At 66.8% G+C, this 14,982-nt stretch carries 19 protein-coding genes; 3 read left to right on the top strand and 16 right to left on the bottom strand.

Annotated features, from left to right (window positions below; all coding sequences use genetic code 11):
- Nucleotides 1-12 precede the first annotated feature (12 nt).
- A complete protein-coding gene (locus tag MF609_RS12585; RefSeq protein ID WP_242416660.1) occupies nt 13-1,011 on the bottom strand; it encodes an NAD(P)H-quinone oxidoreductase in 999 nt (332 codons plus the stop codon).
- A gap of 64 nt (nt 1,012-1,075) precedes the next feature.
- On the opposite strand from MF609_RS12585, the gene MF609_RS12580 reads away from it, so the two are divergent.
- The 3 genes from MF609_RS12580 (at nt 1,076) to MF609_RS12570 (ending at nt 4,731) form a co-directional block, all read left to right on the top strand.
- Nucleotides 1,076-1,273, top strand: a complete 198-nt coding sequence (locus tag MF609_RS12580) for a DUF1192 domain-containing protein (RefSeq protein WP_242416659.1) — start codon at nt 1,076-1,078, stop codon at nt 1,271-1,273.
- A gap of 110 nt (nt 1,274-1,383) precedes the next feature.
- A complete protein-coding gene (gene clpA, locus MF609_RS12575) occupies nt 1,384-3,702 on the top strand; it encodes an ATP-dependent Clp protease ATP-binding subunit ClpA (protein WP_242416658.1) in 2,319 nt (772 codons plus the stop codon).
- Nucleotides 3,703-3,825: 123 nt separating this feature from the next.
- Complete coding sequence (locus MF609_RS12570; RefSeq protein WP_242416657.1) at nt 3,826-4,731, top strand: GGDEF domain-containing protein; 906 nt, start codon at nt 3,826-3,828, stop codon at nt 4,729-4,731.
- A 43-nt stretch (nt 4,732-4,774) separates the two neighbouring features.
- On the opposite strand, the gene pal is transcribed toward MF609_RS12570, so the two are convergent.
- The 15 genes from pal to MF609_RS12495 form a co-directional block, all read right to left on the bottom strand.
- Nucleotides 4,775-5,302, bottom strand: a complete 528-nt coding sequence (pal, locus tag MF609_RS12565) for a peptidoglycan-associated lipoprotein Pal (RefSeq protein WP_242416656.1) — start codon at nt 5,300-5,302, stop codon at nt 4,775-4,777.
- A 74-nt stretch (nt 5,303-5,376) separates the two neighbouring features.
- Nucleotides 5,377-6,684, bottom strand: coding sequence for a Tol-Pal system beta propeller repeat protein TolB (gene tolB / locus MF609_RS12560; protein WP_242416849.1), 1,308 nt, complete (start codon nt 6,682-6,684; stop codon nt 5,377-5,379).
- Nucleotides 6,685-6,712: 28 nt separating this feature from the next.
- The gene (locus MF609_RS12555; protein ID WP_242416655.1) at nt 6,713-7,726 is read right to left on the bottom strand and encodes a cell envelope biogenesis protein TolA; all 1,014 of its coding nucleotides are present in this window, start codon (nt 7,724-7,726) and stop codon (nt 6,713-6,715) included.
- A gap of 5 nt (nt 7,727-7,731) precedes the next feature.
- Nucleotides 7,732-8,163, bottom strand: coding sequence for an ExbD/TolR family protein (locus MF609_RS12550; protein ID WP_242416654.1), 432 nt, complete (start codon nt 8,161-8,163; stop codon nt 7,732-7,734).
- Between the two features lie 3 nt (nt 8,164-8,166).
- Entirely contained in the window at nt 8,167-8,856 is a 690-nt protein-coding gene (tolQ, locus tag MF609_RS12545; protein ID WP_419723087.1) for a protein TolQ, read from the bottom strand.
- Nucleotides 8,856-9,314, bottom strand: a complete 459-nt coding sequence (locus MF609_RS12540) for a YbgC/FadM family acyl-CoA thioesterase (protein WP_242416652.1) — start codon at nt 9,312-9,314, stop codon at nt 8,856-8,858. The genes tolQ and MF609_RS12540 overlap by 1 nt, the downstream gene beginning before the upstream one ends.
- Before the next feature lie 59 nt (nt 9,315-9,373).
- Nucleotides 9,374-9,718 (bottom strand): hypothetical protein, encoded by a 345-nt coding sequence (locus MF609_RS12535; protein WP_242416651.1) that lies wholly within the window; start codon nt 9,716-9,718, stop codon nt 9,374-9,376.
- Nucleotides 9,718-10,737 carry a Holliday junction branch migration DNA helicase RuvB gene (gene ruvB / locus MF609_RS12530; protein WP_242416650.1) on the bottom strand — a complete coding sequence of 340 codons (1,020 nt, stop codon included), beginning with the start codon at nt 10,735-10,737 and terminating at the stop codon, nt 9,718-9,720. Before ruvB ends, MF609_RS12535 begins: the two co-directional genes overlap by 1 nt.
- Nucleotides 10,738-10,793: 56 nt before the next feature.
- A complete protein-coding gene (locus tag MF609_RS12525; RefSeq protein ID WP_242416649.1) occupies nt 10,794-11,528 on the bottom strand; it encodes a hypothetical protein in 735 nt (244 codons plus the stop codon).
- A 19-nt stretch (nt 11,529-11,547) separates the two neighbouring features.
- A complete protein-coding gene (gene ruvA / locus MF609_RS12520; RefSeq protein ID WP_242416648.1) occupies nt 11,548-12,147 on the bottom strand; it encodes a Holliday junction branch migration protein RuvA in 600 nt (199 codons plus the stop codon).
- A 154-nt stretch (nt 12,148-12,301) separates the two neighbouring features.
- Entirely contained in the window at nt 12,302-12,811 is a 510-nt protein-coding gene (ruvC, locus tag MF609_RS12515; protein ID WP_055763234.1) for a crossover junction endodeoxyribonuclease RuvC, read from the bottom strand.
- 148 nt (nt 12,812-12,959) lie between these two features.
- Entirely contained in the window at nt 12,960-13,703 is a 744-nt protein-coding gene (locus MF609_RS12510; RefSeq protein ID WP_055763231.1) for a YebC/PmpR family DNA-binding transcriptional regulator, read from the bottom strand.
- A 28-nt stretch (nt 13,704-13,731) separates the two neighbouring features.
- A complete protein-coding gene (locus tag MF609_RS12505; protein WP_242416647.1) occupies nt 13,732-14,265 on the bottom strand; it encodes a DUF1003 domain-containing protein in 534 nt (177 codons plus the stop codon).
- Between the two features lie 22 nt (nt 14,266-14,287).
- Nucleotides 14,288-14,524 carry a DUF2312 domain-containing protein gene (locus tag MF609_RS12500; RefSeq protein ID WP_066689655.1) on the bottom strand — a complete coding sequence of 79 codons (237 nt, stop codon included), beginning with the start codon at nt 14,522-14,524 and terminating at the stop codon, nt 14,288-14,290.
- A gap of 73 nt (nt 14,525-14,597) precedes the next feature.
- A complete protein-coding gene (locus tag MF609_RS12495) occupies nt 14,598-14,963 on the bottom strand; it encodes a DUF1244 domain-containing protein (protein WP_242416646.1) in 366 nt (121 codons plus the stop codon).
- Nucleotides 14,964-14,982: the final 19 nt, after the last annotated feature.

Below are 14,982 nucleotides of genomic sequence, written 5' to 3'. Positions count from 1 at the left end.
TGCGCCATCCCCTTATTCCAGCGTCAGGACGATCTTGCCGACATGATCGCCCGCTTCCATCCGGCGATGCGCCTCGGCCGCCTGTTCCAGCGGAAAGCTGCGATCCATCACCGGCCGCAGCTTTCCCGCCACAACATGCGGCCAGACGGTGCGGGACAATTCGTCGGCGACCATTTCCTTGAACGCGGCATCGCGCGGACGCAGCGTCGATCCGGTCAGCGTCAGGCGGCGGCGCATGATGTCCCAGAGCGGAATCGTGGCGGTCGCCCCGCCCTGTACCGCGATCGAGACATGGCGGCCGTCCTCGGCCAGACACTTGATGTTGCGCGGGACATAATCGCCGCCGACCATGTCCAGCACGACGCTGACGCCCTTCCCGCCGGTGATCTCCGCCACCCGCTCGACGAAATCCTCGGTACGGTAATTGATCGCGTGCGCCGCGCCCAGGTCGCGCGCCGCCTGCGCCTTGGCATCGCTGCCGACGGTGACGATGACCTCCAGCCCGAACAGCTTGCCGAGCAGGATCGCCATCGTTCCGATGCCGCTGGTGCCGCCATGGACCAGTACGCTGTCACCCTCCGCCGCATAGCCGCGCTCGAACAAATTGGTCCACACGGTGAACAGCGTTTCGGGCAATGCCGCCGCTTCGGCCATCGACAAGCCGTCGGGCACCGGCAGGCACTGTCCGGCGGGCACCGCGACATAGTCGGCATAGCCGCCGCCGGCGAGCAGCGCGCAGACCGGCTGGCCGATCAGGTGGCTGTCCGCATCGTCGCCGACCGCGACGACATGACCGGCGACCTCCAGTCCGGGAATGCTCGGCGCGCCCGGCGGGGGGGCATAGCCGCCGGTGCGTTGCAGCACGTCCGGGCGATTCACCCCGGCTGCCGCGACGCGGATCAGCACCTCGCCCGCTGCCGGCCGGGGAGTCGGCCGTTCGACCACGACCAGCACTTCCGGGCCGCCCGGCTCCGTCGGATCGATCGCACGCATCGCCGCTGGTACGTTCATAACGCTCTTCCCCCTGTCTTCGGCGTTATTGACATCGCCGGCCCTAGGGTCAACGCTGCTGGACATGGAACCCGACGAAAATGTTAACCATCTTCGTGGCAACGTGGTCGCCATGTTGCTTGCCGAGGATCTGGACCCGTTGTCGGTCGACGAACTGACCAAACGCATCGCCGCGCTGGAGGGCGAAATCGTCCGTTGCCGCGCGCGAATCGACCGGGCCAACAACCACCGCGCCAGTGCCGACGCGCTGTTCCGGTCATGAGATGTTCCGCCCCGCTTGATGCCGGGCGGCGGCATACCGACATTGGGGGAGACCCGGGATACCGGGACGCAGGGCCGGCGCGTTCTCGCCGGCCGACCGGAGTGAACTGAATGCCATCCTTCGCATCCGCACTGGAATCCACGCTGCACAAGGCGCTCGAGGCCGCATCCTCGCGCCGGCACGAATACGCGACGCTCGAACATCTGCTGTTCGCGCTTACCGACGATGTCGATGCCGCCAAGGTGATGACGGGCTGCGGCGTCGACCTCGACGAACTGCGCGCGACCGTCGCCCATTATCTCGACACCGAACTCGACACGTTCAAACTGGACGCCGCGACCGATCCGTCGCCGACCAGCAGCTTCCAGCGCGTCGTGCAGCGCGCGATCCTGCACGTCCAGTCATCGGGCCGCGACGAAGTGACCGGCGCCAACGTACTGGTCGCGATGTTCAGCGAGCGCGAGACCTATGCCGTCTATTTCCTGCAGCAGCAGGACATGAGCCGTCTCGATGCCGTCAGCTTCATCAGCCACGGCGTCGGCAAGGGCGGGTCGACCGCGACCGAAACCCCCGCACCCAAGGGTGCCGAGGAGAAGGAGACCCCGAAAACGGCCGACAAGGGCAAGGGCGAAAGCGCGCTGAAGCAGTTCTGCGTCGACCTGAACGAAAAGGCGAAGACCGGAAAGGTCGATCCGCTGATCGGGCGTTCGGCCGAGGTCGACCGCACGGTGCAGATTCTCTGCCGCCGCTCGAAGAACAATCCGCTCTATGTGGGCGATCCGGGCGTGGGCAAGACGGCCATCGCCGAAGGTCTGGCACGCAAGATCGTCGAGGGCGACGTGCCCGAGGTGTTGCTGCCCGCCGTCATCTATTCGCTCGACATGGGCGCGCTGCTGGCCGGCACCCGCTATCGCGGCGATTTCGAGGAACGGCTGAAGCAGGTCGTGACCGAGCTGGAAAAACTGCCCCACGCGGTGCTGTTCATCGACGAAATCCACACCGTCATCGGCGCTGGTGCGACCAGCGGCGGGGCGATGGACGCGTCGAACCTGCTCAAGCCTGCGCTGTCGGGCGGGCAAATCCGCTGCATCGGCTCGACCACCTACAAGGAGTTCCGCAACCACTTCGAAAAGGACCGCGCGCTGCTGCGCCGGTTCCAGAAGATCGACGTGAACGAACCCTCGGTCGAGGATACGATCAAGATCCTGACCGGCCTGCGTTCGGCGTTCGAGGAACACCACAAGGTCAAGTACACCCCCGATTCGATCAAGTCGGCGGTGGAATTGTCGGCGCGCTACATCAACGACCGCAAGCTGCCGGACAAGGCGATCGACGTGATCGACGAAGTGGGCGCGATGCAGATGCTGGTGCCGGCGCCGAAGCGGAAGAAGACGATCACCGCCAAGGAGATCGAGGCGGTCATCGCGACGATGGCGCGCATTCCGCCGAAGACCGTGTCGACCGACGATACCCGCGTGCTCGCCAATCTCGAACTCGACCTGAAGCGGGTGGTGTTCGGACAGGACGACGCGATCAAGGCGCTGTCCTCGGCGATCAAGCTGTCGCGCGCCGGCCTGCGCGACCCCGACAAGCCGATCGGCAACTATCTGTTCACCGGCCCCACCGGCGTCGGCAAGACGGAAGTCGCCCGCCAGCTGTCGGAGATCATGGGCATCCCGCTCCAGCGCTTCGACATGTCCGAATATATGGAGCGCCATTCGGTCAGCCGGCTGATCGGTGCCCCTCCGGGCTATGTCGGCTATGACCAGGGCGGCCTGCTGACCGATGCGATCGACCAGCAGCCGCATTGCGTGCTGCTGCTCGACGAGATCGAAAAGGCGCATCCGGACCTGTTCAACATTCTGTTGCAGGTGATGGATAACGGCAAGCTGACCGATCATCACGGCAAGACCGTCGACTTCCGCAACGTCATCCTGATCATGACGACCAATGCGGGCGCGTCGGACATGGCCAAGGAATCGATCGGTTTCGGCCAGATCGACCGCGAGGACGTGCAGGAAGAGGCGGTGCGCAAGCTGTTCACTCCCGAATTCCGCAACCGGCTCGATGCGATCGTGCCGTTCGGCTATCTGCCGACCGAGGTCGTGGCGCGGGTGGTGGACAAGTTCATCCTTCAGCTCGAACTGCAGCTGGCCGATCGTGGCGTCCATATCCGCCTCGACGAACCGGCGCGGACGTGGCTCACCGAAAAGGGCTATGACAAGCTGTACGGCGCGCGTCCGATGGGTCGCCTGATCCAGGACAAGATCAAGCAGCCGCTGGCCGAGGAACTGCTGTTCGGCAAGCTGGTGCACGGCGGCGAAGTCAATGTCGCGCTGAAGGACGGGGCGCTGAGCTTCGAAATCACGCCTGCAGCCCCCAAGAAACCGCGCAAGGGCGGCAAGACCAAGGCATCGGCAGAAGCCTGATCCGCCAAGAAAAAAGGGCCGCGACCGTCGGGTTCGCGGCCCTTCCCTTAATCAATATATCATGCATTCCGGCATAACGGATCGGCCCGCCCGCACGCCGCTCCTCCCCTTGCCGAAAGTATCATGCAGCCTGTTCACACGCGACTGATCGAGACGTTCGACCATGCCGCAGCGATGGTTGCGCTCTATGATCCGACGGGCCGCATCCTGTTCGCCAATCCCGCCTATCGGCGCGCCTTCTTCCTCGGTCCGGACGAGACGCCCGACTGGATCGACCTGATGCGCCGCAACCACGCGCAGCGACGCGGGCCGGTGGTATCGCATGATGATTTCGAGACATGGCTGGCGTCGTCGCTGTCACGGCGGGGCAAGGTGCCGATGCTGTCGATGGAAACCGACATGCATGACGGCAGCTGGCTGCACATCGTCGAACAGACGATGGCGGACGGGCATATCCTGTTCATTGCGCTCGACATCACGCGCATGCGCCAATCGGAACGGATGCTGCGGCAGGAACGGGACATCGCGCTGAAGACTGCGTCCACCGACGCGCTGACCGGGGTGTCGAACCGGGGGCATATCATGGCGCTGCTGAGCGACCGGATCGAACGGCGGAGCGCCGTGCCGCCGCGCGGCACGATCGCGGTGCTGGTCGACCTCGACCATTTCAAGCGCGTGAACGACCGGTTCGGTCATATCGGCGGTGATCGGGTGCTGCGTGAATTCGCACAAATCGTCCGTGCGGAACTGCGTACCTGCGACGGGTTTGGCCGGATCGGCGGTGAGGAGTTCCTGATCCTTTTTCCGGGCAAGACACCGCAAAAGGCCGCGCTGGCCATCGACCGGTTGCGCGCTCGGGTCAGCAGCCCTGCCATGCTTACCGAAGCACCAACGTTCCGCATCGGTTTCTCGGCGGGCATGACCGATATCCGAATCGGTGACACGGTCGCCAGCGTCTATGACCGCGCCGACCGCGCGCTCTATATCGCCAAGGCCGAAGGGCGCGGGACGCAGCGGCTGGCAGGCTGATCGCCCGCCCGGCCGCCTCGTGCGACCGGGCCAGCGATGACGGTTACTGCAGGACGACGGTCACCGCACGACGATTCTGTGCCCAGGCGGCCTCATCCGACCCCAGCGCCAGCGGGCGTTCCTTGCCATAGCTAATCGTCGTGATCCGCGACGGCGAAATGCCGCGCGTCGCCAGATAGCTGCTGGCGGCATTGGCGCGACGGTCACCCAGTGCGAGGTTATATTCGCGGGTGCCGCGTTCGTCGGCATGGCCCTCGATCGTGACGCGGACATTGGGATAGCGCGTCAGCCACTGTGCCTGGCTGTCGAGAATCTGCCGCGCGGTCGCGTCGATATCATATTGGTCGAGGCCGAAATTGATCGTGTCGCTGGCCACCGACTGCTGGAAATCGGCGCGCGACCCCGGCACGACGCCGTTGGTGCCGGTCCCGGTACCCGTGCCGCCGGTACCCGCGTTCGGATCGACGGTCTGGCCCGGTGCGGGCGGCAACACCTCGGGCCGCTTCTTGGCGCAGCCGGCAGTCGCCAGCAGCGCACCTGCCACGATCAGCGTTGTCGAAAACTTGGTCATCGAAAAACCTCCCTTGGTCGTTTCGCTTACCCCTACAATGCCCCTGTAGCGGATTGGTCCCCGTTGGTGAAAGATCAGGGGCGCAACGGCCCCCAGCTCGGGTCCGACCCGTCGAGCGCGGTCGGAATGCGGCGGATGTTCGATCCCGTCAGGTCGACCGACCAGATTTGCGTCCGGCCCGACCCCTGCGCGCTGCGGAAGAAGGTGAGGACGCGGCCATTGGGCGACCAGCTTGGCCCTTCATCGCCCCAGGCATCGGAGAGCAGCTTTTCGCCGCTGCCGCTGGGCGACATGATGCCGATGCGGAACGTCCCGCCGCCCTGCCGGGTGAAGGCGATCAGGTCGCCGCGCGGGCTCCACACCGGAGTCGCATAGCGTCCGCCGCCGAAGCTGATCCGCTGCTGGTTCGACCCGTCGGCGTTCATCACATAGAGCTGCTGCGAACCCGACCGGTCGCTCTCGAACACGATCTTCGACCCGTCGGGCGAATAGCTGCCCCCGGTATCGATGCCGGGGGCATTGGTCAGCCGCTGCGGGCTGCCGCCGCTGGCTGACACACGGTAGATATCGGTGTTGCCCGCCTGCGCCATCGAGAACAGGACATAGCGGCCATCGGGCGAAAAGCGCGGCGCGAAGGTGAGCGACGCATTCTGCACCAGCAATCGCTGCCGCCCGCTGTCGAGGTCGAGGACATAGATCGCCGGCCGCTCATTGGCGTAGGACATGTAGACGATCGACTGCTGGTTCGGCGCGAAACGCGGCGTCAGCACGATCGACTGGCCGTTGGTCAGGAAGCGGTGATTGGCCCCATCCTGGTCCATGATCGCCAGCCGCTTGATGCGGTTGCCCTTCGGCCCCGTCTCGCTGACATAGACGATGCGGCTGTCGAAATAGGCGCTTTCGCCCGACAGGCGGGTATAGACCGCATCGGCGCATTTGTGCGCGGCGCGCCGCCATTCGGCCGGGGCGACGTTGAAGCCCTGGCGCGTCAGCTCGGTGCGCGCAAAGGTGTCGTAGAGGTAGCAGCCGATGGTCAGCGTGCCATTCGCCTCCGCCCGGACATAGCCTTGCACCAATGCCTGTGCGTTGCTCCACGCTGCATAATCGGGGGCCTGCACCTGCGCCATCGCGACCGGCGGCAGTCCGTCCGGGCCGGCGGGCTTGAACAACCCCGAATTGCGCAGGTCGGTGGCGACGATCTCCGCCAGCTGCCGCCCCAGCGCGTCGGTCGACCCGGCGGGCGTCGAGGCGATCTGCGGCGTCGGCATGACCGGCACGGCGATCGGCAGCGGGGCGGAGATACCGCCCTCGATATCCACCTCGACCTGCGCGAACGCCGCCGGAGCCGCGAGCAGGCTGGCGAGGACCGCGCCCAATGCCATCGTGAGTTTACGCATACATCCCCTCCGGTCAGCCGGGCAGCTTGTAGTTGATGATGATGTCTTTCCACCCGCCCTCATACAGGTCGGCGGGCAGTTCATAGGGCGCGCACTGCGTCAACGCGGCAATCGCCAGTTCGGACACGCGCTGCGCATAGCGGCGATTTTCGTCGTCGATCCCCGTCTGTCCGCGCAATTCGGGCTTGGCGGCGAAGGTCCCGTCCGAGCGCATCTGCAAGCGGATGCGCGACCGGATCTGGTTCGCGCCGGGGCCGGGGTTGGGAATCTTGTTCGCGCAGGGTTGCACCTGCCGCTGGATCGCACTGGCGAGGCCGGCGACAGACTGGGCGCTGACCGCGGTGCCGCGCGGAGCGGTGGCCTTGCCGGGCGCCGGCGTGTCGGCGATCCCCTTGAGGAAATCATTGCCCAGCCGGCCGCCGCGCGGACGCTGCGTGTTGGCCTGTGCGTTGCTGCCCTGCCCGCGCGTCGTCGCCGGCTTGGCCTTGGGCTTTGCGGGAGCGGCGGCGGGTTTGGCCGGTGCGGCCTTGGGCGGGGCCTTGGCGACGGCGGTCGGCCGCGCGGGCGCGGGACGTGCCGGCTGTCGTGCCGGGGCGGGCTTCGGTTCGGGCTTCGGGGCCGGCGCCGGTTTCGGCGCAGGCTTGGGCACCGGTTTCGGCACTGGTTTCGGTGCCGGTGCGGGCTTGGGCGCCGGCTTGGGTTCGGGACGCGGTGCCGGTTGCGGCCGGGGAGCCGGCGCAGGGGGCGCGGGTTCGGGCTCGGGCGCGGACTCCGGCTCGCTTGCCGGTTCGCTCGGCGCGGCATCCTCGGGCGGGCCGGTCTCCGGAGCCTGGCTGATCGCGGGCGCATCGGTCTGTTCGGGCGCGCTCTGTTCGGCCGCGACCTCTTCGGCGAAGCTGACGTCCATCGGCTGGGTAATCAGCTTCTTGGGGTTTGGCGTGGCGAGAAACCCGACCGACAGCAGGCCAAACAGGACGACATGTCCTGCGACCGCTACGCCAAGCCCGATCTTCTCCGCCTTCTGCATGACCCTTACTGCGCCACGCTGATCAGCGACACGCGGTTGAGGCCGGCGCGGTTGAGTTCGCCCAGCACGGCATTCACCCGGCCATAATCGAGGCTGCGGTCGGCGCGCAGCATCACCTGACGCGGTTCGGTCGCCCCGGCCCCGGCCGCCGCGATCTTTTCCAGTTCGCCCGGCAGGTTATCGCTCGACACTTCGAGGTCGTCGATGAAGGTCCGCCCCTCCGCATCCATCGACAGCGTCACCGGCTGCTGAGCCTGCTCCACCGCCTTGGCGCGACTGTCGGGCAGGTTCACCGGCACGCCCGCCGTCATCAGCGGTGCGGTGACCATGAAGATGATGAGCAGCACCAGCATCACGTCGACCAGCGGCGTGACGTTGATCTCCGCCATCGGCGCGCGACGGCCTTTTCCCTTTGCTGAGGGGAGATTGATGCCCATGGCTCAGACGCCTTCGAGCTGACGCGACAGGGTGGCGTGGAACGCGTCGGCAAAGCGGTTCAGCCGCGCCTCGATCCGGTTCACGCGGTGGCTGAAGCGGTTGTACGCGATCACCGCGGGGATCGCGGCGAACAGGCCGATGGCGGTCGCGAACAGCGCCTCGGCAATGCCCGGCGCGACGACGGCCAGCGACGTGTTCTGTTCGGACGCAATCGACGTGAACGAGCGCATGATGCCCCAGACCGTGCCGAACAGCCCGACGAACGGCGCGACCGAGCCGACCGTCGCGAGGATGTTGAGGCGATCGGCGAGCGTCTCGCTCTCGTCCGCGACGCTCGACGCCATTGCAGTGGCGAGGCGTTCGCGGGTGCCGTCACGGTCGATCTGCTTCGACGCGGTCGATCGGCGCCATTCGCGCACGCCCGACGAGAACACGCGGGCGATGGCGGTGTCGCGCGATCCCTGCAACCGATGGAAGGCGTCGATATCCTCGGCCTGTTCGAACTCCACCTCGAACCGGTCGATGTCGCGGCGAACCTTGCGCGCGCGGACCAGGAAGCCGACGATGATCGCCCAGGTCCAGACGCTGGCCGCCAGCAGCCCCAGCATCACCGCCTTCACCACCCAGTCGGCCTGAAGGAAGAGCGCGACCGGCGACATGGTCGCGGCGTCGGTGTTCACGAAAACGTCCATCATGCCCCTTTATCGGTTGCGACCAGCGCGGCGAAGGTGTCGATCCATGCCGCCGGCTGGCGACGCGGCCGCCCGTTCGGGGCCACGAACGCGACCTCGACCCGTGCCGACGCCAGTAGAAGATCGTCGCGGATGACTATTTGCTGAATGTCGACCGCCGCCGCCCGCACCCGCTCGACCGTGCTGACCACGACCAGCGCGTCGTTCAGTCGCGCGGGTGCGCGCCAGTCGAGCTGCATCGACCGCACCGCATAGGCCCCCTCGCCCGCTTCGTGCACGGCGCGCTGGTCGATCCCGGCGATCATCAGCATGTCGCTGCGCGCCCGTTCGAAATAGCGCAGATAGTTCGCATGATAGACGACGCCCGACAGGTCGGTGTCCTCGAAATAGATGCGGACGGGAAAGCGATGCGTACCGCCGACGAAGCGGCCGCCGGCCGGCTGGTCGGGGTCGGTCATGGCCACGGCTTTAACCATTGGCGGCGGACGGGGGAAGGGGTGACGGGATTAACCCCGAGTTATGGTTGGGTCCCGTCGCTACGCAGCACGGTCACGTTGTCAAACCCCGCCGAGCCGATCAGCCGGACGATAGCGCCGACATGCCGTGCCGCCGCCCCGCCCCGCACCACGAGCGTCAGCGGACGGCCAGGGTCGGGCAAGGTGCCCAGCGCCGCGACAAAGGCGGGTGCTGCGTCGGGCAGGACGAACGCCGCGCTGCCGATCGTTACCGAACAGCTGGCATCAGCGGCGAAAGCCGCCTCGATCACCAGCGGTTCGGCGGGAGCGGCCACCCGCCCCGCCTGTCGCGCGCCGATCGCCGCCGATGCCAGCAGGTTGCCTCGCCGCTTGCCGCCTCGTGCCATCAATCGAACAACCCATCCTGTACGCCCGCAGGCGGTTCGAACCCCAGATGCTTCCACCCGCCGGCGTTCAGGCAGCGGCCGCGCGCGGTGCGGGCGATCATGCCGATCTGGATCAGATACGGCTCGATCACCTCCTCGATCGTGTCGCGCGGTTCGCTGAGGCCGGCGGCCAGCGTCTCGACGCCGACCGGTCCGCCGCGATAGACATCGGCGATCATGGTCAGATAGCGGCGGTCCATCAAATCCAGCCCCTTGGCATCGACCTCCAGCCGGTTGAGCGCGGCGTCGGCGGTACGCGCGTCGACGATCTCGACCCCGGCCACGTTCGCAAAGTCGCGCACGCGGCGCAGCAGCCGCCCGGCGATACGCGGCGTACCCCGCGCACGGCGGGCAACCTCGGTCGCGCCATCCTTGGCGATGCCGAGGCCCAGCAGCCCGGCGGCGCGGGTCACGACGCGGGTCAGTTCGTCGACCGTATAGAATTGCAGGCGGATCGGAATGCCGAAACGGTCGCGCAGCGGCGTGGTCAGCAGCCCCTGCCGCGTGGTCGCGCCGACCAGGGTGAAGCGCGGCAGGTCGATCCGCACGCTGCGCGCCGACGGCCCCTCCCCGATCATCAGGTCGAGCGCGCGATCCTCCATCGCCGGATAGAGCACCTCCTCGACCGCCGGATTCAGGCGATGGATTTCGTCGATGAACAGGACGTCGCCATCTTCCAGATTCGTCAGCAGCGCGGCAAGGTCACCCGACTTGGCGATGACCGGACCGGAGGTGGCGCGAAAGCCCACCCCCATCTCCCGCGCGACGATCTGCGCCAGCGTGGTCTTACCGAGGCCGGGCGGCCCGAAGAACAGGACGTGGTCGAGAACATCGCCCCGCCCGCGCGCGGCGTCGATGAATACGCGCAGATTCTCGCGCGCAGCCTGCTGCCCGACGAACTCGTCGAGCGCCTTCGGGCGCAGCGCCGCGTCCACATCGTCGGGGCGGCGGATCGGGGTGGTGATACGGTCGTCGGTCACCGCCGTTCCCTAGCTGTTCGCGTGCGGGCGGTCGAGGTGCGACGCATCGTCGACCGTCAAAAGCTGACGTAATGCTGTTTGAGCGTTACCTTGCCCGCCGGAGAGGCCATCTGCCTCCAGCAGCGCAGCAGGCCGACCTGAAAGAATTGCGGGTCGCGGCAGCGCGGTATCTCCCGCACGCGCGCGAGGTCGCCAGCGCGATAGATCACGGTGCGATAGACCGGCTGGCCGGCAATCTGCTGGGTGGCGCAGGCGATCGCGATATGGTCGATGCCGCGCGCCACTTCGGGGGCGTTGCAGTCGCGCTCGATCGGGCGGCGGCGGCCATCGATCATATCCTCGACCGCGACCCGCAACCCTTCGCGCGGGTCGTTGGCCCGATCGACGAAATAGGGACGGATCAGCAGGTTCGATCGGACGAAGGAGACGATATCCTTCCCGTCGACATTGACCGGCCGCGCGCGCATCGCCGCAAAGCTGGGGTCGATCGACGCTATGCCGCGTCCCGTCGCGCTATAGGGCTGGGCAATGCAACGCCGGACATAGGCATCGGCCGGCCTTGGGCCTTTGCCTGGCCTTACGACGAGGATGAACAGCCCCGGACGCATGCCGTCGCATTCCCCGGTCGCGATGACCCGCGCACCCGGCGCTCGCTTCGCGGCCGCCGCTCCGACCAACGTCAGCGGATCGGCGGCGGTTTGCAGGATCAGCCATTCGTCGTCGCGGACCGGCGACACGTCCTGTCCGGGCGCAGCGTTCGCCATCAACAGGGCAAGCGGCAATGGGTTCATGCCGATGCTCCTTACCCGGTCAACGCGACGCTTTGCGCAACGCCAGCCGGACCAGCGCATCGAGGCTGGCACCGCTGCCCAGTTCCTCCGCGGCCTTGCCGACCGCCGTGGCGGCTTCGGCTGGCTTGAAACCGAGGTTGAGCAACGCCGACACCGCGTCGCCCTCCACCCCCTCGCCGCCTGCCGCCGGGGCGACTGCACCGGGACCGATCGCAATGCCGCCGACCTTGTCCTTCAGTTCCATGGCGATGCGCTGCGCGAGTTTCGGTCCGACGCCGTTGGCGCGGGCAATGCTGGCCTTGTCGCCGCGCGCGATCGCGGTGCGGACTTCCTCGGGCGAGAGCGTCGACAGGATGCCGAGCGCGACACGCGCGCCGACGCCCTGCACGCCGGTCAGCAACCGGAACCAGTCGCGTTCGTCGGCGCTGGCGAACCCGACCAGCCGGATGAAGTCCTCGGCGACCAACATCTCGGTATGGATCGTGACGCTACCCCCGACCGGCCCCAGCGCCTGCAACGTCCGCGACGACGCACCGACCAGATAGCCGACGCCGTTCACGTCGATGACGGCATGGTCGATACCGGAAACGGACAATGTGCCTTTGAGATGGGCGATCATGGTTGGTTCGCCTGCTTGAGAAGACCGATCCACGCACACGACGTACCCCGGCGGAGGCCGGGGTTCAGTTGCGGGCCGTTCCTGCTATTTTCGATGACACCAAACTGGACCCCGGCCTTCGCCGGGGTACGTAGATGGTGGCGACGAGCGACGATCACGCTCCGATCCCCGTCGACCGCCGTGCCCGCGCGTGCGCGCTCGCCAGATGGTGCGCGTGGGTGATCGCGACCGCCAGCGCATCGGCCGCGTCCGGGCCGGACAGCTTCACACCGGGCAGCAGGTGCCCGACCATCGCCTGAATCTGCTTCTTGTCCGCGCCGCCGGTGCCGACCACCGCCTTCTTGACGATGCTGGGGTGATACTCGCCAATGGCGAGGCCTGCCGTCGAGGCGGACAGCAGCACGACGCCGCGTGCCTGCCCCAGCTTCAGGGTCGATTGCGCGTTGCTGTTGCCAAGCACTTCCTCCACCGCCGCGCCGTCGGGGCGTTCGGTGCGGATCACCTCGCCCAGCGCGCCGAACAGCAGCGCGAGGCGGCGGGGGAGCTGCATCGACGGATCGGTGCGAATCTGGCCGTTGGCGACGTGGCTGAGGCGGTTGCCATCGGCGCGGATCATGCCCCAGCCGGTGGTGCCGAGACCGGGGTCGAGACCGAGGATCAGCACTCCAAAATCCTCCCCATCGCAGATGGGGAGGGGGACCACGCGAAGCGTGGTGGAGGGGGCGGCGGCGCAGCCGACGCTGGCGCGTCGGGCCCCTCCACCAGCCTGCGGCTGGTCCCCCTCCCCAAGCGAGCTTGGGGAGGATTTAATCTCAACCCAGCTTCTCCATGACCTCGTCGGACACTTCGTAGTTGCCCCAGACGGTCTGGACGTCGTCGTCATCGTCGAGTGCGTCGAGCAGTTTGAACAACGTCGCGGCATCGTCTTCGCCGACCGACACCATCGTCTGCGGCCGCCAGGCGAGCTTGGCGCCTTCCGCCTCGCCCAGCACCGGCTCCAGCGCCTTGGCGACTTCATGCAGGTCGCCTTGCGCGGTCCAGATTTCGTGACCGTCCTCGCTCGACGTCACGTCCTCGGCGCCAGCTTCCAGCGCCGCCTCGAACACCTTTTCGGCATCGCCCGCCTTGGCCGGATAGTTGATGAGGCCAACGCGATCGAACCCGTGGCTGACGGACCCGGCGGTACCGAGATTGCCACCATTCTTCGACACGGCGGTGCGCACGTTGGTCGCGGTGCGATTGCGGTTGTCGGACAGTGCCTCGATGATGAGCGAAACCCCTGCCGGGCCGAAGCCTTCGTAACGGATTTCCTCGTAATTCTCCATGTCGCCCTTCGACGCCTTGTCGACCGCGCGCTGAATATTGTCCTTGGGCATCGACTGCGCCTTGGCGGCGTTGATCGCCGCGCGCAGGCGCGGGTTCATGTCGGGATCGGGCAGGCCCATCTTCGCCGCGACGGTGATTTCACGGCTGAGCTTGGAAAACATGCCCGACCGCTTCTTATCCTGCGCACCCTTGCGGTGCATGATGTTCTTGAATTTGCTATGGCCTGCCATCGGTGCCTCTTCAGGTTACTGCCCGCTCTTAGGCGGTGGGCGCGGTTCGCGCCAGCGCGTCGATCTTCGCCTCCAGCGCCGCGAGCCGGTCGATCACATCGGTGTCGAGCTTGGCGTGCAGCGCGAGGATGTCGATCTCTGCGCGCAAATTGGTTTCATAGTCCAGCCGCGCGGCCAGCCGGTCCTTTTCCGACTGCCGGTTCTGGCTCATCATGATGACCGGCGCCTGGATCGCGGCCAGCGTCGACAGCATCAGGTTGAGAAAGATGTAGGGGTAAGGATCGAACGCCAGCCCGAAATGCGACAGCACGTCGGAATTGAGCAGCATCCATCCCAGCAGCACCGCCGTAAAGGCGATGATGAACCCCCACGACCCGCCGACCGCCGCGACCCGGTCCGCCAGCCGGTCGCCGAAGGTCGACCGCGCATCCGATTCGTCGGCGGCATCGCGAGTGACCGGGGTGCCGCGTTCGATCGCGGAAAGGACATGCGCCTCTTCCTCCCCCTGCGGGTCGCCATGCCCTTTCAGCAGGCGCGTCGCGAAGTGGAAGACGCTGGCCATGTCCCTGCCCCCTTATGCGGTCTTAGATGCCGAGCGCCTGCTTGTAGGTTTCGAGCAGCATGTCCGCTTCGTCGCGGTGATGCTTTTCCATGCGGCGCAGGCGGATGATCGTGCGCATCGTCTTCACGTCGAACCCGGTCGACTTGGCTTCGCCATAGACGTCCTTGATATCGTCGCTGATGCCCTTCTTTTCCTCTTCGAGGCGCTCAATGCGTTCGATGAGCAGGCGGAGCTGTTCCGCCGAGACGTTGTCGGTCATGGGGTTCCCTTAACGATGGTCGAGAATTCGTGAACGGGCGCGCCTAGCCGATCCGCGCGCCCGCCTCAACCGATCAACGGGGTTCGGTCATCGCCGGCGGGTCGCTCGCCGGAAAGCTGTCGTCCAATGCCTCGTCCAGCGCGGCATCGGTCCGGTTCTTCGCCACGCTCTCGTCCATGCGGGCGATCTGTTCGGGGGTCGCGGGCTGCTGGTGCGTCGCCTTCCACTGGGCGTAGGGCATGCCGTACACCGCCTCGCGCCCCTCGTCCTTGGACACGCCGGCGGCCTCGCCCAGCCAGTCGCCCAGGCAGTTGCGGCAGAAACCGGCCAGTCCCATCAGGTCGACATTCTGCGCGTCGGTGCGATGCTGGAGGTGGCGGACCAGCCGGCGGAACGCGGCGGCCTGTGCCGCGTCGCTGATGGAATCGATTGATGACATGAGTTTCCGCTCCAAGGTT

The organism is Sphingomonas panni (genome assembly GCF_022664435.1).
GTDB lineage: Bacteria > Pseudomonadota > Alphaproteobacteria > Sphingomonadales > Sphingomonadaceae > Sphingomonas > Sphingomonas panni.
Note: the sequence above shows the minus strand (reverse complement) of the source record. Positions and strands in the feature narration are given on the sequence as shown.